We start from the raw sequence: 20890 nt of genomic DNA, 5'->3' as shown, positions 1-20890 counted from the left end.
GGTTGATGGTACGGCGGCCGCGGAGGGCGGATCAGCGGCCCCGGCCGTCCGCTTCGTCACCCGGCGGGACGTGCGTGCGCTCCCGGTCCCGTGGGTGCGGGCGGCGCTCCTCGATCTCCTTGAGCAGGTCCTGGAGCTCGGACCGGATCCAGTCGCGGGTGGCGACCTCGCCGAGGCCCGCCCGCAGCGCGGCGACCTCGCGCGTGAGGTACTCGGTGTCGGCGATGCTGCGCTCGTTCTGCCGGCGGTCCTGCTCCAGGTTGACCCGGTCCCGGTCGTCCTGCCGGTTCTGCGCCAGCAGGATCAGCGGGGCCGCGTAGGAGGCCTGGAGGGACAGCATCAGCGTCAGGAAGATGAACGGGTAGCCGTCGAAGCGCAGCCCGCGCGGTCCGAAGGCGTTCCACAGCACCCAGACGACGATGACGACCGTCATCCAGACGATGAAGCGGCCCGTGCCGAGGAAGCGCGCGATGCGCTCGGAGAAGTTGCCGAAGGCCTCCGGGTCGTAGGCGGGCAGCCAGCGGCGCCGGGTCTCGCGCGGCTGGTCCAGCCGCACCCGGCCGCGGGGCGGGGCGGTGGCGCCCGCCGGGTGCCGCCCTGCGGTGCGGTCGCGGTCGTCAGCGGCCATCGTCCACCTCCGCCGTGGTGTCGGCGGCGGGTCCGGCGCCGTGCAGTTCGGTCTCCCGCCAGTCCTCGGGCAGCAGGTGGTCCAGGACGTCGTCGACGGTCACCGCGCCGAGCAGCGCCCCGCTCTCGTCCACCACGGGCGCCGAGATCATGTTGTACGTGGCCAGGAAGCTGGTCACCGACGGCAGCGCGGTGTCCGGGGTGAGCGGCCGCAGGTCGGTGTCGACGATCGCCCCGAGCAGCGTGAACGGGGGGTCGCGCAGCAGCCGCTGGAAGTGCACCAGGCCCAGGTACTTGCCGGTGGGCGTCTGGTCGGGCGGCCGGCACACGTAGATCTGCGCGGCGAGCGCCGGCGACAGGTCGGGGTTGCGGATCCGCGCCAGGGCGTCCGCGACGGTGGCGTCCGGGCGCAGCACGATCGGCTCGGTCGTCATGAGCCCGCCCGCGGTGCGCTCCTCGTACGACAGCAGCCGCCGCACGCCCGCCGCGTCCTGCGGGCGCATCAGGGCGAGCAGCCGCTCCTGGTCGTGGTCGGGCAGCTCGGCGAGCAGGTCGGCGGCGTCGTCGGGGTCCATCGCCTCCAGGACGTCCGCGGCGCGCTCCTCCTGGAGCTTGCCGAGGATCTCGACCTGGTCGTCGTCCGGCAGTTCCTCCAGGACGTCCGCGAGCCGGTCGTCGTCGAGGGCAGCGGCGACCTCGCCGCGGCGCTTGGGCGACAGGTGGTGCAGGACGTTCGCGAGGTCGGCGGGGCGCAGCTGCTCGAAGGTCGCGACCAGGTTCTCCGCGCCCTGCTCGCCCTCGGGGAGCCGGAAGCCGCTGACCGACGACCAGTCGACGGTGAGCGTCTCGCCCTTGCGGCGCAGGGCGCCGGACTTGCCGCGCCGGATGAAGACCTTGTCGATCTCCCAGTCCCGACGGGCCGGCAGCTGCGCCATGGACACGTCCAGGACGGTGACCTCCTCGCCGGCGTCCTCGCCCGTCGCCGCGCCCTCCACGGCACCCCCGGCGGCCCCGCCGTCGGGGATCCAGCGCACCCGGCGGTCCAGCAGTTCGCCGAGCACCAGCGTCTCGGTCGGGCGCTGCTCGAAGCGCCGCACGTTCAGCACGCCCGTGGTGATGACCTGGCCCGCCTCCACACCCGTCACCCGGGTCATCGGCAGGAAGATCCGGCGCCGCCCGACCACCTCGACGACCAGGCCCAGCACGCGCGGCGGACGCCCGCCGACGCGCAGCATCACCACGACGTCGCGGACCCGGCCCACCTCGTCGCCGTTGGGGTCGAAGGCCGCGACGCCCGACAGGTGCGACACGAAGACGCGCGGGGTGCCTGCGACCATCAGGCCTCCTCACCGGGTACGCCGCCACTCCCCGCCAGGCTAACCTGTGCCGATCTTGCCTGCCGGGCGAGGCCCCCGGAAGGACTCCCCGCGAGCGGCCGCGCACCGGAGGGCGGATGCTGCGGCGGGGTACGGTGCGGTAGCTTCAGCCACGCCCGCCGCCGCCGTCACGAGGGGTCGAAGTCCACGTGTTTCCCGCTCGCAGGACCGCCGCCGTCCTCGCCGGTCTCGTCTCGGCACCGCTGCTCGGCGGGTGCCTCGGACTGGGCGGCGACCCGGACGCCGGCACCAACGGCGTCGGCAAGCTGCCCGCGAAGACCATCGAGCAGAGGGCGAGCGACGCGGCCGCGAGCGCCGACGCCGTGCGGCTGACGGGCACGGTCGTCAGCGGCGGGCAGACCTACCGGCTCGACATGCGGCTGCGCGCGGAGGGCGGCGTCGGCGAGGTCACGACCAGGGGCGACACCTTCCAGCTGCTGCGGGTCGGCGACGACCTCTACCTCAAGGCCGGCGCCGACTTCTACGGCGACGGCGGCGACGACAAGGACAGCCGGGCCGCGGCCGCCAAGCTCAACGGCAAGTACGTCAAGGTGCCGCCGGGCGACCCGGCCTACCGGCAGTTCAGCGGCTTCACCGACAAGAAGGTGCTGCTCTCCGACCTCTTCGTGGTGGACGGCACGCTCGGCGTCGGCGACCACCGCAAGGTCGGCGACACCAGGACCATCGAGCTGACCGGCTCCGAGGGCGGCAGCCTCGACGTCTCCCTCAAGGGCACCCCCTACCCGCTGCGCTACCAGCGCGCGGGCGGCGCGGGCACCCTCACCCTCTCCGACTGGGGCGAGGACTTCACCCTCGCGGCGCCGGACAGGTCGCAGGTCGTCGACTACGGCAGGACGGTCGGCACGACGGCGACGCCCAGGCCCTCCGCCTCCGCGGGGAAGTAGCGGGGAAGCAGCTCAGCCGCGCGGCCTGCGCCGGGCCAGCAGGCGCGGCAGGCCCGCCGGGACGGGCTCACGGGTGGTCGCCGGCGTCGGCCGCGGGGGAGCGGCGCCCGACCCGTCCGGCACGGCACCGGGACCCTCCACGGGAGAGCCCTCGGGGGTGAGCCGGAAGAGCGTGCACTCGCGGGCCCACCGCTCGTCCACGGTGTCCGCGTCCGCCGCGTTCAACCGCTTGCCGCGCAACTCCCCGACCGCCGCCCGCCACGCCTCGGAGCGCGCCGGTACGACCGAGGCCCGGGCCCGCCAGCGGACCAGCCGCCCGCCCTTGTCCTTGCTCCGTACCGTCACGTCGACGACCGCCCCTTCCACCAGGCCGTCCGGCACCGGCTGCTCGACGGGCCCGCCGCACAGCACGTACGCCCCGCCGTCCTCCCACACCTGCCACACGGCCCGCCCGTTCACCCAGACCAGCCCGGACTTCCTGACCCCCTCCTCCACGAGGGCGGCGAGCAGTTCTTCGGCGGAGGGCGTCGACGTCATGCGGCCAGGGTAAGGGGCGGTCTGCCGCGGGCGGCCCGCGGCCGGTGCCCCGGGCGGGGCGTTGCCGGCCCGGGGCAGGCCGTCAGGGGAACGGGGCAACCGCGCGGCCGCACGTGCACCGCCCCTGCGCCCCCGGGGCACCCTCTTCCGCCACCGCCTGCCGGGGGTGGCGAAAAGACAGGTGCTCGGCCAGGGAACGGGCCTTACCCTGGTGGCGGCCCCGCCGACCTCGCGACCCCCACCCAGGAGCCCCGTGACCGCCCCGCAGAGCACGCCGACCGCACCCGCGGGCACAGGCACAGGCACCGCAGCCCCCGGCGGGGAGGGCGCGGCCCCCGCTGCGGCACCCTCCCGCGGAGCGGATCTCACCCTCCTCGCGGTCGCGATCGCCGGCGTCTCCATGTCCGCCCCGCTCATCGCCGCGACCGCCGCCCCCGCCCTGGCCATCGCCTTCTGGCGGAACGCCATGGCGGTCGGGGTCCTCACCCCCGTCGCGATGTGGCGGCACCGCGGCGAGCTGCGCCGCATGGGCCGGCGCGCGCTCACCCTCTCCGGCGCCGCCGGCGTCGTGCTGGCGCTGCACTTCGGGCTGTGGCTGCCGAGCCTGACGATGACCTCGGTGGCGACCTCGACCGCGCTGGTCACCACCACCCCGATCTGGACCACGCTGATCCTGCGGCTGCGCGGCCACCGCCCGCCCGCGCTGGTGTGGGCGGGCACCGCGCTCGCCGTCGTGGGCGTGCTGATCCTCACCGGTATCGACATGTCGACCGACACCCGCGCCCTCGCCGGTGACGCGCTCGCGCTCGCCGCGGGCCTGGCGGCGGCCGTGTACATGCTGCTGGGCTCGGAGGTCCGGCGGACGGCGACGACGACCGCGTACACCTACGTCTGCTACTCGACGACCGCGGGCGCCCTGCTCCTCGCCTGCCTGGTGTCGGGCTCGGCGCTCGGCGGCTACGACGGGCGCAGCTGGCTGAAGATCGCCGCGCTGACGGTCGTGGCGCAGCTGCTCGGGCACTCGCTGCTCAACCGCGTCGTGCGCGGCCTGGGACCGTCGACCACCTCCACGGCGATCCTGCTGGAGACCCCGGGCGCGGCACTGATCGCGGCGCTGTGGCTGGGCCAGACACCGCCCGCGGCCGCGTACCCGGCGCTGGTGGTGATCCTCGCGGGCCTGGCCCTCGTGGTGCTCGCGGACGTCCGCCGCGGGCAGTAGGGCCCCGGCTACAGCCAGCCGTTGCGGCGGAAGCCGCGGTGGATGGCGTAGCAGATGGCCAGGATCACGGCCAGCACCATCGGGTAGCCGAACTTCCAGCGCAGCTCGGGCATGGTGTCGAAGTTCATGCCGTAGACGCCGGTGATCATCGTGGGGACGGCCAGGATGGCGGCCCACGCGGTGATCTTGCGCATGTCCTCGTTCTGCACGACGGTGGCCTGTGCGAGGTTGGCCTGGAGGATCGAGTTGAGCAGGTCGTCGTAGCCGGTGACCTGCTCGTGGACGCGGGCGACGTGGTCGGCGACGTCCCGGAAGTACTTCTGGATCTCCGGGTCGACCAGCCGCATCGGCCGCTCGCCGAGCATCTGCATCGGCCGCAGCAGCGGTGACACGGCCCGCTTGAACTCCAGCACCTCGCGCTTGAGCTGGTAGATCCGGCCCGCGTCGCCACCGCGTGAGGACTTGCCGGGCTCGGCGGAGAAGACGTCGATCTCGACCTCGTCGATGTCGTCCTGCACCGCGTCCGACACGGCCAGGTAGTCGTCGACGACCTGGTCGGCGATGGCGTGCAGCACGGCCGAGGGCCCCTTGGCCAGCAGCTCCGGATCGTCCTCCAGCCGGTGCCTGAGCGCCCGCAGCGAGCCGTGGCCGCCGTGCCGCACGGTGATGACGAAGTACCGGCCGGTGAAGACCATGACCTCGCCGGATTCCACGACCTCACTGGTGGCGGTGAGTTCGGCGTGCTCGACGTAGCGGATCGTCTTGAAGACGGTGAACAGCGAGTTGTCGTAGCGCTCCAGCTTGGGCCGCTGGTGGGCGTGCACCGCGTCCTCGACGGCCAGCGGGTGCAGGCCGAACTCCTCGGCGATCCCCGCGAACTCCTGCTCGGTCGGCTCGTGCAGGCCGATCCACACGAAGCCGTCACTGCCGTCGCACTGGTCGGACGAGCGGTCGGCCCGCACCGAGGCGAGGGCGTCACGCAGCCCCACGACGTCCGGACAGCGCACCCCGTCACGGTAGACGGCGCAGTCCACGACGGCGCTGGTGGCCGTCGCGGTGTCACGTGTCGGGCCGTAGTCGTGGTTCGCCGGGGACTTGCGCAGCGCGGGGCGTACGACTGCGCGCAGGTCTCGGATCATCGACATGGCAAGCTCCTTCACGGACTGGCCGACGGCGTCACGCCGCACTGAACTGAAAAGCTGCTGATGTGGATCAGAACCGGGTGATCACAGGCAGTTCAGGGCGCGCTCTCCCGAAGCGGAACGCTCCGCGGGCGGAGGACAGGCCGTGGCGATCCGCGTTTCACGGCACTCGGGCCGGGGAAGGAACGCGGGAGGCTCAGCGGGTCACACTGCGTGCGGGGCGGCAAGGGAAGAGCGGCCGGTACTGCACGGTCGACTAGGATCCATGTCAGTCCCCACCTCCTCCGGCCGGTCCCCGCTGAGGGAAGACTCCGTGAACGCCACACTTTAGCAAGCTGAGGGTACGCCCACCGCGCCCTCCGTGCGATCCGAACGCGTTCTATGCTCCCCGCATGGGTGACATTCTGGACATGGTGGAGGAACGCCTCCGCTCCGCCTTCGGCGAACCCGACGCCCGCGCGTCGGTGACCTTCCTCGGGGCCGAGCGCATCGAGGTACTGCGGTTCACGCAGGGGGAGCTGCGCCGGTACGCGACCCTCGGCATGTCCGCCCAGCCCATGGCCGACCCCCTCGCGCCGGCCGCCGACCCGCTGCGCGGACCGCGCGCGGAGGTGCACCTGACCGTGCGGGCCGGACGCGCGGACACCTCGCCGGTGCTCAGGTCCCTCGCGATGGCCGCGGCGTCCCCGCAGGTGGAGGGGCTGGTCCTGGCGGACGGCAACACGCTGGAGTTCGGTGAACCGCTGTGGCCGGGGGCGCCCTTCACGGCGTTCCTCGCCGCCGCGCCGGACGAAGTCGTCCCCGCCCTGCCCCTTCCCGCCCCCCGCGACCCCGTCCGCTTCTTCCCCCTCGTCCCCCTCACCCCGGCGGAGGCGGCCTACAAGCGCGCCCGCGGCGTGGAGGCGCTGCGCGCGCACTGGGCCGGGCACGGTACGGATCTCACCGATCCCGTCCGCCGGGCGAGCGTGTTCTAGGGGCGGCCCGGCCCGGCGGGCGCGGGCCCTACCGGGTCGGGGCCAGGGCCGGGGCGGGCACCGGCTCCGGGTGGTGCGGCGCGGCCACGAGGTGGCGGCGCCGGACGGCGACGATCCCCGCGCCGCACAGCGCGGCGAGCGCGGCCACCACGAAGGGGATGTGGACGTCCGACCACTCCTCGATCTTGGGCGCGAGGTACGGCGCCGCCGCGGCCGCGAACCACCGGACGAAGTTGTAGCCCGCGCTGGCCACGGGACGCGGCGCGTCCGAGACCCCGAGCGCCAGTTCGGTGTACACCGTGTTGTTGACGCCGATGAACGCCCCGGACAGCACCGTGCAGACGATCGCCGCGGTGTGCGACCCGTACCCGAGCACGACGAGGTCCGCCGCGAGCAGCACGAGCGAGGCGCCCACCACCGGCAGGGACCCGAAGCGGGCCTGGAGCCGCGGGGCGATCAGCACCGAGAAGACGGCCAGCAGCACGCCCCAGCCGAAGAAGACGGCGCCGGAGCGGTAGGGGGACATGTCGAGGACGAAGGGCGTGAAGGCCAGCACGGTGAAGAAGGCGTAGTTGTAGAAGAACGCCGACGCGGCGGCGGAGGCGAGCCCGCGGTGGCCGAGCGCCCTGACCGGGTCCAGCAGCGAGGTGCGCCGGGCGGGCCTGGGCTGCTCCTTCAGGAAGAGCGAGATCGCCACGAAGCCGATGGCCATGAGGGCGGCGGTACCGAAGAAGGGGTAGCGCCACTTCATGTCGCCGAGCACCGCGCCGAGCAGCGGCCCGCAGGCCATGCCGAGGCCGAGCGCCGACTCGTACAGCAGGATCGCCGAGGCGGCGCCGCCGGTGGCCGCGCCGACGATGACGGCGAGGGAGGTCGACACGAAGAGCGCGTTGCCCAGGCCCCAGCCCGCCCGGAAGCCGACGAGCTGGCCGACGCTGCCGGAGGTGCCGGCCAGCGCGGCGAAGACGACGACGAGCGCGAGCCCGCTGAGCAGCGTCTTGCGGCCGCCGATGCGGCTGGAGACGAAGCCGGTGACGAGCATCGCGAACGCGGTGATCAGGAAGTAGCTGGTGAAGAGCAGGGAGACCTGGCTGGGTGAGGCGTCCAGGCCCTTGGCGATGGACGGCAGGATCGGGTCGACGAGCCCGATGCCCATGAAGGCGACGACGGCGGCGCCGGCCGTGGCCCACACGGCGGTGGGCTGGCGCAGCAGGCTCACCTTCTCGTGCGCCATGTCCTCGATGCCCTCGGTGGTGTCGGTGCCTGGCTGCATGGCCCGCGTTCCCCTCTGGCCGGCGCCCGGCCGGGACGGTCGAAATAGGTGCTGTGTACATACACATTAGGTTGGCTATAGCAACTAATGCAACCGGTGGACACCGCCCGGCCGGGGCCCGCGGCGCGGCCCCGCACTCCGGACGGGTGATCGTCCTTGACGCGAGCACGCGGCTGGAGGAACGTGGGGATTTATGAGGGGCGAACCCAGTTGCCCGAAGTGCGGTGGCAGGGTCAGGGCGCCCGGCCTCTTCGCCGACTCCTGGCAGTGCGACGTGCACGGCACCGTGTATCCCCTGCAGCCGGTCGTCCCGCCGAGCGTCGAAGGCCTCGGCGTGGTCGTGCACCGGTCGCAGGTGCCGGTGTGGATGCCGTGGCCGCTCCCCGTCGGCTGGCTCTTCTCGGGCGTCGCCTCCGCCGGTGACGACCGCAGCGGCGGCCGTGCGTCCGCCGTCGCCTGCTCCGGTCCCGGGCCCTTCGGCGGTCCCGGCGAGCTCATGCTCGTCGCCGAGGAGCTGGGCGTCGGCCTGGGCGCGCGCTACGCCGGGATCGACGGCCCCGACCCCGGGCCGGGCATGTGCGTCGACAAGCCCCCGCACGCCAAGGTCCTGGCCGCCGGGCGCCCCACCGCGCTGTGGCACGTCAGCGGCACTCCCGACGACCGCGTCGTCTTCGCCGGCGAGGCCCGCGGACTGTGGCTGTGGGCCATCGTCTGGCCCGAGGAGACCGGCCTGCTGATGTACGACGAGCTGGTCCTCACCGACCTGCGGGACGCCGGCGCGGAGGTCGACCTCCTCCCGTGCGGCGCCCTCACCCCCAGGCTGCTGGCCTGAGGCGTACGGCACCTGCGAATCGCAGGCCCGGGCGGGCGCTATCCTTGGCTTCGTCCGTTGTCCGCGCCGTCTTCCGGGAGCCCGTGCCGTGCGCATCGACCTGCACACCCACTCCACGGCCTCCGACGGCACCGACAGCCCCGCCGAGCTGGTCCGGAACGCCGTCGCGGCCGGGCTGGACGTCCTCGCCCTCACCGACCACGACACCGTCGCCGGCCACGCCGAGGCCGCGGCCGCGCTCGCCGGCACCCGCCTCACCCTCGTCACCGGCGCGGAGCTGTCCTGCCGGATCGGCGGCATCAGCATGCACATGCTGGCCTACCTCTTCGACCCCGCGGAACCGCGGCTGCACGAGGCGCGCGAGCTGGTCCGCGACGACCGCGTGCCGCGTGCCCGCGGCATGGTCGCCAAGCTCCGGGAGCTCGGCGTCCCCGTCACCTGGGAGCAGGTCGCCCGGATCGCCGGCGACGGCTCGGTCGGCCGCCCGCACATCGCGACCGCCCTGGTGGAACTGGGCGTCGTCCCCACCGTCTCCGACGCCTTCACCTCCGAGTGGCTGGCCAACGACGGGCGCGTCTACGTCGAGAAGGCCGAGTTCGACCCCTTCGAGGCGGTGCGGCTCGTCAAGGCGGCCGGCGGCGTCACCGTCTTCGCCCACCCGGGCGCGCACAAGCGCGGCGAGACGGTGCCGGACGAGGTCGTCGCGGAGCTCGCCGCCGCCGGGCTCGACGGCCTGGAGGTCGACCACGTCGACCACGAGCCGGCGACACGCGAGCGGTTGCGCGGGCTCGCGCGCGAACTCCGTCTCCTGACGACGGGCTCGTCCGACTACCACGGGTCGCGCAAGACCGTGGCCCTCGGGGCCTGCACGACTCCTCCGGAGGTGCTGGCCGACATCGCCGACCGCGCGACGGGGGCCGAGCCCATCTCCGCGGTCTAGCCCCCGCGGGGCCTGCATGGGCCCTGCCGGGCGAGCCAGGGCCCGCGGAACCGCGCGCCCGGCCCACCACAGGCCGGTGGCCCGGGGCGAACCGGACTGCCCCTTCGGGCCGGCGGCGGCGTGCGGCGCCGTCCCGGCCGGCGCGCAGTTCCCCGCGCCCCCGAAAACGCACCCCGCGCCCGGAAGGCGCACGCCCGCCTGCGCGGAGCGGCGACCGCCAGGGGTGCGGGGAACCGCGCGACCCGCCGCACACCACCTTCAGCTCACGACGAAAGCCCAGTCACACCCATGGTCGACCTCACCCTCTTCGGGTCCGTGTTCTTCACCCTCTTCGTGATCATGGACCCGCCCGGCATCACGCCGATCTTCCTCGCCCTCACCTCGGGGCGGGCGGCCAAGGTCCAGCGGCGGATGGCGGCGCAGGCCGCGGGCGTCGCGTTCGGGGTGATCGTGGTGTTCGGGCTGTGCGGGCAGCAGATCCTGGACTACCTGCACGTGTCCGTACCCGCGCTGCGGATCGCCGGCGGGCTGCTGCTCCTGCTCATCGCACTGGACCTGCTGACGGGCAAGGCGGACGAGCCGACGCAGACGCGGGACGTCAACGTGGCGCTGGTGCCGCTGGGGATGCCGCTGCTCGCGGGGCCGGGGGCCATCGTCACGGTGATCCTGGCCGTGCAGAAGGCGGACGGCTTCGCGCAGCAGACCTCGGTGTGGCTGGCGATCCTGGCGATGCACGCCGTGCTGTGGCTGACGATGCGCTACTCGCTGGCGATCATCCGGGTCATCAAGGAGGGCGGCGTGGTGCTGGTGACCCGGCTGTCCGGCATGCTGCTGTCCGCGATCGCCGTGCAGTCCGTGGCCAACGGCGTCCTGGGCTTCGTGCACGGCCAGGGCGGCTGAGCGGCCCCGGACATGCGAAAGCGCCCCGTACGGACCTGATGTACGGGGCGCCGGTGCATGCGGCGGTCGGCCGGCGTCAGTCCGCGAGACCCTCGGCGGGGCGGATGTAGATGCGCTGACCGAGGGCGGCAGCCTGCTGCACGATCTTGTTGACCGCGGAGGCGTCGACCACGGTGCTGTCCACTGCGTCGCCGTTCCGATCGTCAAGTCGCATGATCTCGAAGCGCATGGGGCTTCTCCCTTCGTCCCTCGTTACATGTGTGGTCAACGAACACCCCCTTCAAAACATTCCCTACCCTAAATAAAAACCTGCGCGGTGCCGACTGCTTTATCCGCGCGCGGCACCCTCGCCCGTCCAGAAGGCCGTGAGCGCGGCGGCCGTCTCGGCCGGCCGCTCGGCGTTGGGGGAGTGCTCCGCGCCCTTGACGACGACGCGCCGGGCGCCCAGCCGCTCCGCCATCGCGTCCAGCAGGGGGACCGGCCAGGCGTAGTCCACCTCTCCGGACAGTACGAGCTTCGGCAGGGGGACGGCGGCGAGTTCGGCCACCCGATCCCGTTCTGTCATCAACTGGCGTGCCGTGGCGATCAGCTGTTCGGGCACGGTGGCCACCCAGCGGCGGTGCAGGAAGTCGTCGAGCCATGACGTGCCGGGGTCCGCGGGGGTCTCGACGACGCTGCCGGCCTGCGCGCCGGAGCCCTCCGCGTCCAGCGAGCGCATCGCCCACCAGGCCGTCTCCATGTCCATCGACGGCAGGTGGTCGATCAGCAGCTGCGTCCTGACCTGCTGCGCCGCGGTGATCGCGGCCGGGCCCGAACTCATCAGGGTGAGCGACGAGAAGGGGCCGGGGCCGTCCGCCAGCAGCGCCGCCCGGACGATGTGGCCGCCGAGGGAGTGGCCCAGGACGTGCAGCGGGCCGCCGCCGGAGCCCTCGGCGAGCGCGGCGCCCTGCGCGGTGACGTCGGCCGCCAGCTCGGCCTGCGCGTACGCGGCCTCGTCGCGCGGGCCGCCCGACTCGTACTGGCCGCGCCCGTCCACCGCGACGACCCGGAACCCGGCCGCGGACAGCGGGGCGAGCAGGTCGAGGAAGTCCTCCTTGCTGCCCGTGAACCCGGGGACGAGCAGCGCCGTGCCGCGGTGCGCGGGAGCCTCCGGCGCGGGGGCCGCGTCGAGGGCGGCGAAGGAACCGCGGGAGGTCTCCAGCCGGCGCGCCGAGGCGTGCGCCGGCAGATCCAAGGTGGTCGGTCGGCTCATGCAGCGAGACTACGCGGTGCATATGTCCCACAGGTTGCCGCTCGGCACGAAAACACCCCCGGCCGGGTGGGGCCGGGGGTGCTCGGTGTTACGTGGCCGGGCCGTCAGGCGTCCTGCTCGGCGGCAGCCGCCGCCGTCTTGCGCGTCGTCCGGCGGCGCGGGGCTTTGGGAGCCGCCTCCTCGCCCTCCGGCGCCGCGGCGGGCGCGGGCACCTCCGCGACGGTCTCGGCGGCCTTGCGCGTCCGGCGGCGGGGGGCCTTGGGGGCCTCCGCGTCGGGCGCCTCCGCCGGGGCGGGGACCTCGGCGGCGGCCTTGCGCGTCCGGCGCCGGGGAGCGGCGGGCGCCTCCTCGGCGGCGGGCGTGACCGGCTCGGCCACGGTCTCGGCGACGGTCTCGGCGGCCTTCCGCGTCCGGCGGCGGGGGGCCTTCGGCGCGGCGTCGCCCTCGGGTGCCTCCCCGGCGGCGGGCGTGACCGGCTCGGGGGCGACCTCGGCGGCCTTGCGCGTCCGGCGCCGCTTCGGAGCCTCCTCCGTCGCGGGCTCGACCGGCGTCACCGGAGCGGCGGCCACGGCCTCGGCCTCGGCGACCGGTGCGGCGGCCTTGCGCGTCCGGCGGCGCGGAGCCTTCGGCGCCTCGTCGGGAGCGGGAGCCGGAGCGGCGGGCGCCTCCTCGGCGGCCGGCGCCGCGGGCACCTCGACCGTCTCGGCCGCGGGCGCCACCGGCGTCACGGCCGACCCGGCGGCACCGCTGCGGGTACGGCGCCGGCGGCGCGGAGTACGCACTCCTCCGGCAGCCTGCTCGGCGGCTTCGGCGGGCGCCTCCGGCGCGGCGACGGCGTTGTCGGTGCCTTCCGGCACGGACTGGCCGCCACGCGTCCGGCGGCGCTGCCGCGGGGTGCGGGGGGCGCGGGGCTGGCGCTCCTCGGCGGCGGGCGCGGGGCCCGTACGTCCGCCGCGGCCCCGGCCGCCGCTGCGGCCACCGCCGCGGCCGCCGGTCTCGCCCAGGTCCTCGACCTCCTCGGCGTCCAGACCCGCCCGGGTGCGTTCGGCCCGGGGCAGTATGCCCTTGGTGCCGGCCGGGATGCCCAGCAGCTCGTAGAGGTGCGGCGACGTCGAGTAGGTCTCCTCCGGGTCGTTGAAGGAGAGGTCGAGCGCCTTGTTGATCAGCTGCCAGCGCGGGATGTCGTCCCAGTCGACGAGGGTGATCGCCGTACCCGAAGCGCCCGCGCGGCCGGTGCGGCCGATGCGGTGCAGATAGGTTTTCTCGTCCTCGGGCGTCTGGTAGTTGATGACGTGCGTGACGCCCTCGACGTCGATGCCGCGCGCGGCCACGTCGGTGCAGACCAGCACGTCGACCTTGCCGTTGCGGAAGGCCCGCAGCGCCTGCTCGCGGGCGCCCTGGCCGAGGTCGCCGTGCACGGCGCCGGAGGCGAAGCCGCGCGCCTCCAGCTGCTCGGCCACGTCGGCCGCGGTCCGCTTGGTGCGGCAGAAGATCATCGCCAGGCCGCGGCCCTCGGCCTGGAGGACCCGGGCGACGAGCTCGACCTTGTCCAGCGAGTGGGCGCGGAAGACGTGCTGCGTGGTGTTGGCCACCGTCGCGCCCTCGTCGTCCGGCGCGGTCGCGCTGATATGCGTGGGCTGCGACATGTAGCGGCGGGCCAGGTTGATGACCGCGCCCGGCATGGTGGCCGAGAACAGCATCGTCTGCCGCTTGGCGGGCAGCATCGCCATGATCTTCTCGACGTCCGGCAGGAAGCCGAGGTCCAGCATCTCGTCCGCCTCGTCCAGCACGAGGGTGCGGACCTGGCGCAGGCTGAGCTTCTTCTGGCCCGCGAGGTCGAGCAGCCGGCCCGGGGTGCCGACGATGACGTCGACGCCCTTCTTCAGGGCCTCGACCTGCGGCTCGTACGCGCGGCCGCCGTAGATCGCCTGCACGCGGACCGCGCGGACCTTGCCGGCGGTGAGCAGGTCGTTGGTCACCTGCTGGCACAGCTCACGGGTCGGGACGACGATGAGCGCCTGCGGCAGGTCGGTCAGCTGCTCGGGCGTGGCGCGGCCGGCCTCGACGTCGGCGGCGACGGTGACCCGCTCCAGCAGCGGGAGGCCGAAGCCGAGGGTCTTGCCCGTACCGGTCTTGGCCTGTCCGATGACGTCGCTGCCCGCGAGGGCGACCGGGAGCGTCATCTCCTGGATCGGGAAGGGTGTGGTGATGCCGACGGCTTCGAGGGCCTCGGCCGTCTCGGGGAGGATGCCGAGACTGCGGAACGTCGTGGGGGTCGTGGTGGTCAGGATGCTTGCCTCTTCTGTGAGACGCGGCACTGTCCGGCAAGGGGGGTCGAGTGGCCGGGCGCACCGGCGGAACCGGTGCGGGTCACTGACCGCGCAGATGTGTCGTACAGCCTGGGGCTGCGAAGCGCGGGACCGCTGCCCTCGCCGTGCCGCGAGTGGGCCCCTCCCGATGACGGGAGGGCGGTCGGGGCGGAGCCGATCGGGCCACCGACCGGGCATCCAGGTGTTGCACACGTCGCCCGCCGAGGAGAGATTCCGGACCGGAACCGGACAGGAACCAGGCCGGTGAACGGCGGGTGCATTACCACTCTACCCCGGAAACACGTAGCTGCACCCGTTCAAATGTTTCGTTCGGGACATCATCGGGTCACGCGGAGGGTGTCGGCCCGTGCCCGCGACTTGGTTATTGTGCCCCGCATGGAGACGCCTGACGACACCACCAAGCCCGCCGGCACCGCCGAGCCGGCCGAGCCCGCCACACCCGCAGAGCAGACCGGGCCGGAGGCGAAGCCGACCGGGGTCGCCGCGCAGGACTGGACCGCGGCCGCCGCGGACCCGCGCTACCGCGCCGCGGTCGTCGACCTGCTGGGGGCGCTGGCGTACGGCGAGCTGGCAGCGTTCGAACGGCTCGCGGAGGACGCGAAGCTCGCACCGACGCTGGAGGACAAGGCGGAACTGGCCGCGATGGCCGCCGCCGAGTTCCACCACTTCGCGCGGCTGCGCGACCGGCTCACCGAGATCGGCGAGGCCGCGCACGAGGCGATGGCCCCCTTCGCGACGGCGCTGGACGACTTCCACCGCCAGACCGCGCCGTCCGACTGGCTGGAGGGCCTGGTGAAGGCGTACGTCGGCGACTCGATCGCGTCCGACTTCTACCGCGAGGTCGCCGTCCGCCTCGACAGCGACACCCGCACCCTGGTCCTCGCCGTCCTCGACGACACCGGGCACGCCAGCTTCGCCGTGGAGAAGGTGCGCGCCGCGATCGACGCCGAGCCGCGCGTCGGCGGCCGGCTCGCGCTGTGGGCGCGGCGGCTGATGGGCGAGGCGCTGTCGCAGGCGCAGCGGGTGGTCGCCGACCGGGACGCACTGTCCACGATGCTGGTCGGCGGGGTCGCCGACGGCTTCGACCTGGCGGAGGTCGGCCGGATGTTCTCCCGCATCACCGAGGCGCACACCAAGCGCATGGCGGCGCTGGGCCTGGCCGCCTGACCGCCCCTCGGCTGACGGACGCACCGCGACTGCGGGCCCGGGCGGACCTCGGCCCCGTCACCTCCCGGACCCCGGGGCGGTCCGGTGGTGTTCCGGCGTCGGGGGCTCACGCCCCCGGCGACGTGACCTTCGCGTGCCGCCCGCGCCTGGCGGGGTGGGCGAGCACGCTCAGGCCCGCGGCGGCCGTCGCGAAGGCAGCCGTGAAGCTCGCCTCGGGGTGGCCGCCCCCGAAGACCGTGTAGCCCACCAGGCCGCCGGTCAGGGCCGCGACCACGCCGGTGAGCAGCAGCAGGCCGGCGTCGGGGAGCCGGGCGGGGAAGAGCCGGGCGGCGGCCAGGGCCGCGAGCAGCCCGAGCACGGCATAGCCGGTGATCTGCAGGATGATCACAATCCCCTCCAGCGGCGCGGTGAGACGGACCTGCGTGCACACAGGTCCTACCCGGTGGGGTGGCCGCGCGAAACGGCGGGGCGGCAACCGGACACCCGGTTGCCGCCCCGCCGTTGACCGCTCGTCAGAGCGCGGCGCCGAATCCCACCCTGCGGGCGGCAGGCTCGCCGATCTCGACATAGGCCAGCCGGTCCGAGGGAACGAGCACCTTGCGCCCGTGCTCGTCGACCAGGCTGAGCAGCTTCGCGTCACCCGTCAGCGCACCGGCGACGGCCTGCTCGACCTCGTCCACCGACTGCGCGCTCTCGATGACGATCTCGCGCGGCGCGTGCAGCACGCCGATCTTGACCTCCACGGCTTGGTTACCTCCGATGGTCTGGCGGTGTGCGCGTTGGCCGCGCCGTTACGCTGCTCAGCGTAGCCCGGCCGGACGGTGCGCGATCCGCGCCCCGTGCACGCCGTGAGCGAACACCCGCCGCGGAGGCCGGGCGGTGCCGCCCGGCGCCGGACGGCCGGGGCTCAGGAGTGCGCCCCGCCCTCGGGGGCGTGGTGGCCCTCCGCGCCGTGCAGCGGGAAGCCGGCGATGCCGCGCCAGGCCAGCGACGTCAGGAGCTGCACCGCGGTGTCCCGCGGCACCTCGCTGCGGCTGGCCAGCCAGTAGCGCGCCACCACCTGGGAGACCCCGCCGAGCCCGACGGCCAGCAGCATCGACTGCTCGCGCGCCAGCCCGGTGTCCTCCGCGATGACCTCGCTGATCGCCTCCGCGCACTGCAGCGAGACCTTGTCCACCCGCTCCCGGACCGCCGGCTCGTTCGTCAGGTCGGACTCGAAGACCAGCCGGAAGGCACCGCCCTCGTCCTCGACGTAGGCGAAGTACGCGTCCATCGTCGCCTCGACGCGCTTCTTGTTGTCCGTCGTGGACTCCAGCGCCCCGCGCACCGACTGCAGCAGTGACTCGCAGTGCTGGTCCAGCAGTGCCAGATAGAGCTCCAGTTTGCCCGGGAAGTGCTGGTAGAGCACCGGTTTGCTGACGCCGGCCCGCTCGGCGATGTCATCCATCGCGGCCGAGTGGTAGCCCTGTGCGACGAAGACCTCCTGGGCGGCGCCCAGCAGCTGCTCGCGCCGGGCCCTGCGGGGCAGGCGGGTGCCGCGCGGCCGTGCCTGGGTCTGCTCGATGGCTGTCACGCCGCCTCCCAATTCTGCGGAACGAACGGATGAACGAAGGAACGTACGCTGCGCTGGCCATCGTACTTTTCGGTAACGAGACTGCGCGCCGTACGACGGCACATTCTCACGTACTGGAACCGCGCCGGTCGCGCCCGGTGACCGGACGCGCACGGTCACCGGCGGTCCTCGTCCTCGTCCTCGTCCATCGCGACCACCCGGCGCTGCTCGGCGGTGTCCGCGGGGTTGGCCTCGCCGTCCCGGTCCGCGGGCCGGGAGGTCACCGGCTCGTCGCGGTGCTGGAGCAGGTCGATGCGCTGCTCGGCGCCGTCGGCCTCCGGGACCTCAAGGTCCAGATCGCCGCGCGCGTCCTCCACCGCCTCGTTGTCGTCCGCGTCGGCCTCCTGCTCGATCCGGTCGATCTTCGGGATCTCGTCGGACATCACACCCACCTTCCTCGCCTCCGGCTCCCGCCGGCTCCGCCGGCCGTCCCCGGTACGTGCCCGGCGCGTCCCCGCGGCCCTCCGCGCGCCCCGCCCGGCTCTCTTCTGGAGCCTAGGAGCACAAGGGTGCGCGCGCAGCGCGGGCGCGCGCCCCCGCCGGGCGGCGGCGCGCTCACCCGTCGGCTACCCGCTCACAGCGTGGCAACCACCCCCCGTGGCCGGTTCTGCTCGGTTGTGTGCGGACGAACACACGACCGTTCACGTGATCGTCTCGTAACATCGGTCCATGGCCTCGACGGACTACTCCCGAACCGGCGCCCCTCCGGCGTCCGTACCCCCGGCGGGCCCCGTGCTCGCCGACGGGGAGACGTCCAGGACCGTGCGGCTCCCCGGTCTCAGCCTGCTCGTCCGCTCCCGCAGACCCGCCCCGGGCGGCCACGGCGACCGCGCCGCCGCCGAACCGGCGCTCTTCGTGCACGGCCTCGGCGGATCGTCGCAGAACTGGTCCGCGCTCATGGCCTCGCTGGACGACATCCTCGACGTGCAGGCACCGGACCTGCCGGGCTTCGGCCACTCCCCGCCACCCGACGACGGCAACTACTCCGTCGCCGCGCACGCCCGCGCCGTCGTACGGCTGCTGGACGCCGAGGGCCGCGGGCCCGTGCACCTGTTCGGCAACTCGATGGGCGGCGCCGTCGCCGTCAAGGTCGCCGCCGCCCGCCCCGACCTCGTCCGCACCCTCACACTCGTCTCGCCCGCGCTCCCCGAGCTGCGCGTGCAGCCCACCGCGCTGCCCACCGCGCTCGCGGCCCTGCCCGGCACCCCCGCGCTCTACCTGCGCGCCACCCGCCGCTGGTCCGCGGAGCGCCGCACGCAGGCGCTGCTGTCGCTGTGCTACGCCGACCCCTCCGTCGTCGGGCCCGCCGAGCGCGCCGCCGCCGCGGCCGAGTACCAGCGCCGTGTCGACCTGCCGTACTTCTGGGACGTCACCATCCGCTCCACCCGCGGCATCGTCAACGCCTACACGCTCGGCGGCCAGCACGCCCTGTGGCGGCAGGCCGAACGCGTCCTCGCGCCGACGCTGCTGGTCTACGGCGTACGCGACAAGCTGGTGTCCTACCGCATGGCGCGCCGCGCCTACCGGGCCTTCCGCGACGCGCGGCTGCTGACCATCCCCGGCAGCGGGCACGTCGCCATGATGGAGCACCCCCTGCTCGTGGACCGCGCCTTCCGCGATCTGCGCCGGGAAACCGCCGCCCGGCCCCACGGCGCCACCGCCGCGGGTAGCGTCTCGGCGACGGCGGACACGAGGGAAGACGATCCGGACGGCGTTCACGGGGCGGACGGCGTTCCGGGCGCGGACGGTGCTTCGGGCGCGGACCGCGTCTCCGGGGCGGACGGCGCTTCGGGCGCCGGGGCGCCGGACACGGCGACGGGCATGAGCACTGCGGCAAGCGGGAGCTGATCGAGGGCGTGGGCAAACACAGCGCACGGGACGGCCAGGACGGCCCCGGCAACGGCGCCGCGTACACCGGGGGTGTCCCGCGAGCGGGCCACGGCACCCCGCCGGCGGGCGGTGGCCCGCGCGGTGCCGGCTTCCCGCCGCAGGACGGCGACTTCCCGCCGCTGGGCGGGCTCCCGCACTCCGGGGAAGGGCTGCAGGACGGTACCGCCTTCCCGCCGGCGGGCGGTGGCCCGGCCGGCGGTGTGATCGGCGGCACGGTCGGCGGTGCGGGCGGTGGCCCGGCGGGCGGCACGGTCGGCGGGCGCGTCCCGCAGGCGGGCTCGGGGACCTTCGCGCCCCCCGGCACCGCGCTGGGCACCCCCGGCAGCGGCCGGCGCAGGCGCACGCCGGTCGGCCCGTACACCGAGCCGTTCGACCCCTTCGTCGACTCCGGGGCCTTCGCCGCCGTACGCCCGCGGCACCCGGAGAACCGCCCCCCGAACCACCCCGAGCACCGCGAGCACGGTGCCTGGGGTGCGCCCGACACATGGGCCGACGACACCGTACGGCGCCGCGACCTGCCCTTCGACCCCGTCGAGGAATGGGCCGAGGGCTGGGCCGCGCAGGACGCCGCCACCGCCGCCGAGCTGCGCGGGCCGCGCGTCCACCCGCCGGGCCGGACCGTGCCGCGGCCCCGGCAGGAGTTCCTCGACGCCTTCGAACCGCCCGCCCCCGCGGCCGGCCCCGCCGCCGGGGGGGAGGAGCCACCGGCCCCGCCCGCCGAGGCAGCCGCCCAGAGCGCGCCCCGCCGCAGACCCGGCCGGGTCTGGACCGTCACGGGCATCACCGGGATCGCCGCCGCGGCCGTCGTGACCGTCGCCGCCGTCACCACCGGCAGCCCGCTCGGCGGCCTCGGCCGCAAGCACCCCGGGCCCGACCCCGCCGGCCCGGACACCACCTCGACGACACCCGCGCCCTCGCACACCGCCGCACCCGGCGCCGCCCGCGCGCCCAAGGCGTCGGCCGCACCCGCCGCGCCCCTGCCCAGCTACGACCAGCAGATGGACCTGCAATACCCGCTGGCCGCCGACCTCCAGCTCTCCGGCGCCTTCGACACCGTCCCCGGCCACCAGGCCGCGCCCGGCAAGGGCAGGGTCATGACCTTCCGCGTCGACGTCGAACGCGGACTCCCGCTGGACGCGCAGCTCTTCAGCGACACCGTCTTCCGCACCCTCAACGACGACCGCAGCTGGGGCCACGGCGGCACCATGACCTTCGAACGCGTCGGCTCCGGCGACGCCGACATCGTCGTCACCCTTGCCAGCCCCGGCACGACGGCCAAGTGGTGCGCGAAGTCGGGGCTCGACACGACGATCGACAACGTGTCGTGCGATGCGGCTTCGACGCCGCGGACGATGATCAACGCGTACCGGTGGGCGCAGGGGGCGGACACGTTCGGGCCGGAGCTGATGCACGCGTATCGGCAGATGCTCATCAATCACGAGGTGGGGCACCGTTTGGGGCACCACCACGTGGGGTGCCCCACGGCCGGGGCGCCCGCGCCGGTGATGATGCAGCAGACGAAATTCCTGTCCCTCAACGGAGGGCCGGCCTGCAGGCCGAACGCCTGGCCCTACCCGTAGGGGCGTGCGCTGCGCGAGCTTTTGCCCCTGAGGGGGTGGGGGCCGCGTGCCTGCGGGGGCTTTTGCCCTGAGGGGGTGGGGCCGCGTGCCTGCGGGGGCTGTGCGCGGCGGGGGGTGTCTGTTGCGGTCGGCCGCGCGATCTTCTGTGGGTGGGTGATTGCTCGCGCCGTTCCCCGCGCCCCTGGGGGGGTGCCACTTGCGGTGGGTGGTTTGGCGTTCTGCCGGTGGGGGCTGGTCGCGCCGTTCCTCGCGCCCCTGAGGGGCTGCGGCTTGCGGTGGGGGTTCGCCGTTCCGCCGGTGGTGGGTTGCTCGCGCAGTTCCCCGCGCCCCTGAG

General features: G+C 74.3%; 21 protein-coding genes. 9 read left to right on the top strand and 12 right to left on the bottom strand.

All coding sequences use genetic code 11. The annotated features are described in order from the left end of the window. Positions 1 to 31: 31 nt before the first annotated feature. Positions 32 to 628 (bottom strand): DUF1003 domain-containing protein, encoded by a 597-nt coding sequence (locus ACH4SE_RS27360; RefSeq protein WP_398546139.1) that lies wholly within the window; start codon positions 626 to 628, stop codon positions 32 to 34. After that, complete coding sequence (locus ACH4SE_RS27355; protein ID WP_398546138.1) at positions 618 to 1964, bottom strand: magnesium transporter MgtE N-terminal domain-containing protein; 1347 nt, start codon at positions 1962 to 1964, stop codon at positions 618 to 620. The genes ACH4SE_RS27360 and ACH4SE_RS27355 overlap by 11 nt, the downstream gene beginning before the upstream one ends. Positions 1965 to 2152: 188 nt before the next feature. Here ACH4SE_RS27355 and ACH4SE_RS27350 point away from each other — a divergent pair, with 188 nt between their 5' ends. Continuing rightward, complete coding sequence (locus tag ACH4SE_RS27350) at positions 2153 to 2908, top strand: hypothetical protein (protein ID WP_398546137.1); 756 nt, start codon at positions 2153 to 2155, stop codon at positions 2906 to 2908. A gap of 12 nt (positions 2909 to 2920) precedes the next feature. Here the strand turns inward: ACH4SE_RS27350 and ACH4SE_RS27345 are convergent, their stop codons facing one another. Next, positions 2921 to 3445 (bottom strand): hypothetical protein, encoded by a 525-nt coding sequence (locus ACH4SE_RS27345; RefSeq protein WP_398546136.1) that lies wholly within the window; start codon positions 3443 to 3445, stop codon positions 2921 to 2923. Between the two features lie 253 nt (positions 3446 to 3698). Between ACH4SE_RS27345 and ACH4SE_RS27340 the strand changes: the two genes are divergently transcribed. Next, the gene (locus ACH4SE_RS27340) at positions 3699 to 4664 is read left to right on the top strand and encodes a DMT family transporter (protein WP_398546135.1); all 966 of its coding nucleotides are present in this window, start codon (positions 3699 to 3701) and stop codon (positions 4662 to 4664) included. An 8-nt stretch (positions 4665 to 4672) separates the two neighbouring features. Here ACH4SE_RS27340 and ACH4SE_RS27335 read toward each other — a convergent pair whose 3' ends face one another. Beyond that, positions 4673 to 5809 (bottom strand): magnesium and cobalt transport protein CorA, encoded by a 1137-nt coding sequence (locus tag ACH4SE_RS27335; RefSeq protein WP_398546134.1) that lies wholly within the window; start codon positions 5807 to 5809, stop codon positions 4673 to 4675. Positions 5810 to 6198: 389 nt separating this feature from the next. Here ACH4SE_RS27335 and ACH4SE_RS27330 point away from each other — a divergent pair, with 389 nt between their 5' ends. Then, positions 6199 to 6780, top strand: a complete 582-nt coding sequence (locus tag ACH4SE_RS27330; RefSeq protein ID WP_398546133.1) for a suppressor of fused domain protein — start codon at positions 6199 to 6201, stop codon at positions 6778 to 6780. A 28-nt stretch (positions 6781 to 6808) separates the two neighbouring features. Here the strand turns inward: ACH4SE_RS27330 and ACH4SE_RS27325 are convergent, their stop codons facing one another. Then, complete coding sequence (locus ACH4SE_RS27325) at positions 6809 to 8053, bottom strand: MFS transporter (protein ID WP_398546132.1); 1245 nt, start codon at positions 8051 to 8053, stop codon at positions 6809 to 6811. A gap of 193 nt (positions 8054 to 8246) precedes the next feature. Here ACH4SE_RS27325 and ACH4SE_RS27320 point away from each other — a divergent pair, with 193 nt between their 5' ends. From ACH4SE_RS27320 to ACH4SE_RS27310, 3 genes are all read left to right on the top strand, one after another. After that, positions 8247 to 8885 carry a DUF6758 family protein gene (locus ACH4SE_RS27320; RefSeq protein ID WP_398546131.1) on the top strand — a complete coding sequence of 213 codons (639 nt, stop codon included), beginning with the start codon at positions 8247 to 8249 and terminating at the stop codon, positions 8883 to 8885. An 88-nt stretch (positions 8886 to 8973) separates the two neighbouring features. Continuing rightward, complete coding sequence (locus ACH4SE_RS27315) at positions 8974 to 9825, top strand: PHP domain-containing protein (RefSeq protein ID WP_398546130.1); 852 nt, start codon at positions 8974 to 8976, stop codon at positions 9823 to 9825. A gap of 288 nt (positions 9826 to 10113) precedes the next feature. Then, a complete protein-coding gene (locus ACH4SE_RS27310; protein WP_398546129.1) occupies positions 10114 to 10725 on the top strand; it encodes a MarC family protein in 612 nt (203 codons plus the stop codon). Between the two features lie 76 nt (positions 10726 to 10801). Here the strand turns inward: ACH4SE_RS27310 and ACH4SE_RS27305 are convergent, their stop codons facing one another. From ACH4SE_RS27305 to ACH4SE_RS27295, 3 genes are all read right to left on the bottom strand, one after another. After that, positions 10802 to 10939, bottom strand: coding sequence for a hypothetical protein (locus ACH4SE_RS27305; protein WP_398183456.1), 138 nt, complete (start codon positions 10937 to 10939; stop codon positions 10802 to 10804). Positions 10940 to 11053: 114 nt separating this feature from the next. After that, complete coding sequence (locus ACH4SE_RS27300) at positions 11054 to 11977, bottom strand: alpha/beta fold hydrolase (protein ID WP_398546128.1); 924 nt, start codon at positions 11975 to 11977, stop codon at positions 11054 to 11056. Between the two features lie 104 nt (positions 11978 to 12081). After that, positions 12082 to 14295: a DEAD/DEAH box helicase gene (locus ACH4SE_RS27295; protein WP_398546127.1), complete on the bottom strand. Its 2214-nt coding sequence runs from the start codon at positions 14293 to 14295 to the stop codon at positions 12082 to 12084. Positions 14296 to 14682: 387 nt separating this feature from the next. On the opposite strand from ACH4SE_RS27295, the gene ACH4SE_RS27290 reads away from it, so the two are divergent. Continuing rightward, positions 14683 to 15474 (top strand): ferritin-like fold-containing protein, encoded by a 792-nt coding sequence (locus ACH4SE_RS27290; protein WP_398546126.1) that lies wholly within the window; start codon positions 14683 to 14685, stop codon positions 15472 to 15474. Between the two features lie 106 nt (positions 15475 to 15580). On the opposite strand, the gene ACH4SE_RS27285 is transcribed toward ACH4SE_RS27290, so the two are convergent. The 4 genes from ACH4SE_RS27285 to ACH4SE_RS27270 all read right to left on the bottom strand — a co-directional run bounded on the left by ACH4SE_RS27285 (position 15581) and on the right by ACH4SE_RS27270 (position 17469). Continuing rightward, positions 15581 to 15862, bottom strand: coding sequence for a hypothetical protein (locus tag ACH4SE_RS27285; RefSeq protein ID WP_398546125.1), 282 nt, complete (start codon positions 15860 to 15862; stop codon positions 15581 to 15583). Between the two features lie 124 nt (positions 15863 to 15986). Next, complete coding sequence (locus tag ACH4SE_RS27280) at positions 15987 to 16217, bottom strand: DUF3107 domain-containing protein (RefSeq protein ID WP_398546124.1); 231 nt, start codon at positions 16215 to 16217, stop codon at positions 15987 to 15989. 164 nt (positions 16218 to 16381) lie between these two features. Beyond that, positions 16382 to 17047 (bottom strand): TetR/AcrR family transcriptional regulator, encoded by a 666-nt coding sequence (locus ACH4SE_RS27275; RefSeq protein ID WP_398546123.1) that lies wholly within the window; start codon positions 17045 to 17047, stop codon positions 16382 to 16384. 155 nt (positions 17048 to 17202) lie between these two features. Beyond that, entirely contained in the window at positions 17203 to 17469 is a 267-nt protein-coding gene (locus ACH4SE_RS27270; RefSeq protein WP_398546122.1) for a hypothetical protein, read from the bottom strand. 286 nt (positions 17470 to 17755) lie between these two features. On the opposite strand from ACH4SE_RS27270, the gene ACH4SE_RS27265 reads away from it, so the two are divergent. Next, positions 17756 to 18934 (top strand): alpha/beta fold hydrolase, encoded by a 1179-nt coding sequence (locus tag ACH4SE_RS27265; protein ID WP_398546121.1) that lies wholly within the window; start codon positions 17756 to 17758, stop codon positions 18932 to 18934. 8 nt (positions 18935 to 18942) lie between these two features. Next, positions 18943 to 20556, top strand: coding sequence for a DUF3152 domain-containing protein (locus ACH4SE_RS27260; protein WP_398546120.1), 1614 nt, complete (start codon positions 18943 to 18945; stop codon positions 20554 to 20556). Positions 20557 to 20890 lie beyond the last annotated feature (334 nt).

It is taken from the genome of Streptomyces sp. NPDC020983 (assembly GCF_044333485.1).
In the GTDB taxonomy this organism is placed as follows: domain Bacteria; phylum Actinomycetota; class Actinomycetes; order Streptomycetales; family Streptomycetaceae; genus Actinacidiphila.
Note: the sequence above shows the minus strand (reverse complement) of the source record. Positions and strands in the feature narration are given on the sequence as shown.

Excerpts from the sequence above, each read along its gene's own strand:
- ACH4SE_RS27360 (WP_398546139.1), bottom strand. The coding sequence starts at position 628 with ATGGCCGCTGACGACCGCGACCGCACCGCAGGGCGGCACCCGGCGGGC.
- ACH4SE_RS27355 (WP_398546138.1), bottom strand. The coding sequence starts at position 1,964 with ATGGTCGCAGGCACCCCGCGCGTCTTCGTGTCGCACCTGTCGGGCGTC.
- ACH4SE_RS27345 (WP_398546136.1), bottom strand. The coding sequence starts at position 3,445 with ATGACGTCGACGCCCTCCGCCGAAGAACTGCTCGCCGCCCTCGTGGAG.
- ACH4SE_RS27335 (WP_398546134.1), bottom strand. The coding sequence starts at position 5,809 with ATGTCGATGATCCGAGACCTGCGCGCAGTCGTACGCCCCGCGCTGCGC.
- ACH4SE_RS27330 (WP_398546133.1), top strand. The coding sequence starts at position 6,199 with ATGGGTGACATTCTGGACATGGTGGAGGAACGCCTCCGCTCCGCCTTC.
- ACH4SE_RS27325 (WP_398546132.1), bottom strand. The coding sequence starts at position 8,053 with ATGCAGCCAGGCACCGACACCACCGAGGGCATCGAGGACATGGCGCAC.
- ACH4SE_RS27320 (WP_398546131.1), top strand. The coding sequence starts at position 8,247 with ATGAGGGGCGAACCCAGTTGCCCGAAGTGCGGTGGCAGGGTCAGGGCG.
- ACH4SE_RS27310 (WP_398546129.1), top strand. The coding sequence starts at position 10,114 with ATGGTCGACCTCACCCTCTTCGGGTCCGTGTTCTTCACCCTCTTCGTG.
- ACH4SE_RS27305 (WP_398183456.1), bottom strand. The coding sequence starts at position 10,939 with ATGCGACTTGACGATCGGAACGGCGACGCAGTGGACAGCACCGTGGTC.
- ACH4SE_RS27300 (WP_398546128.1), bottom strand. The coding sequence starts at position 11,977 with ATGAGCCGACCGACCACCTTGGATCTGCCGGCGCACGCCTCGGCGCGC.
- ACH4SE_RS27290 (WP_398546126.1), top strand. The coding sequence starts at position 14,683 with ATGGAGACGCCTGACGACACCACCAAGCCCGCCGGCACCGCCGAGCCG.
- ACH4SE_RS27270 (WP_398546122.1), bottom strand. The coding sequence starts at position 17,469 with ATGTCCGACGAGATCCCGAAGATCGACCGGATCGAGCAGGAGGCCGAC.
- ACH4SE_RS27265 (WP_398546121.1), top strand. The coding sequence starts at position 17,756 with ATGGCCTCGACGGACTACTCCCGAACCGGCGCCCCTCCGGCGTCCGTA.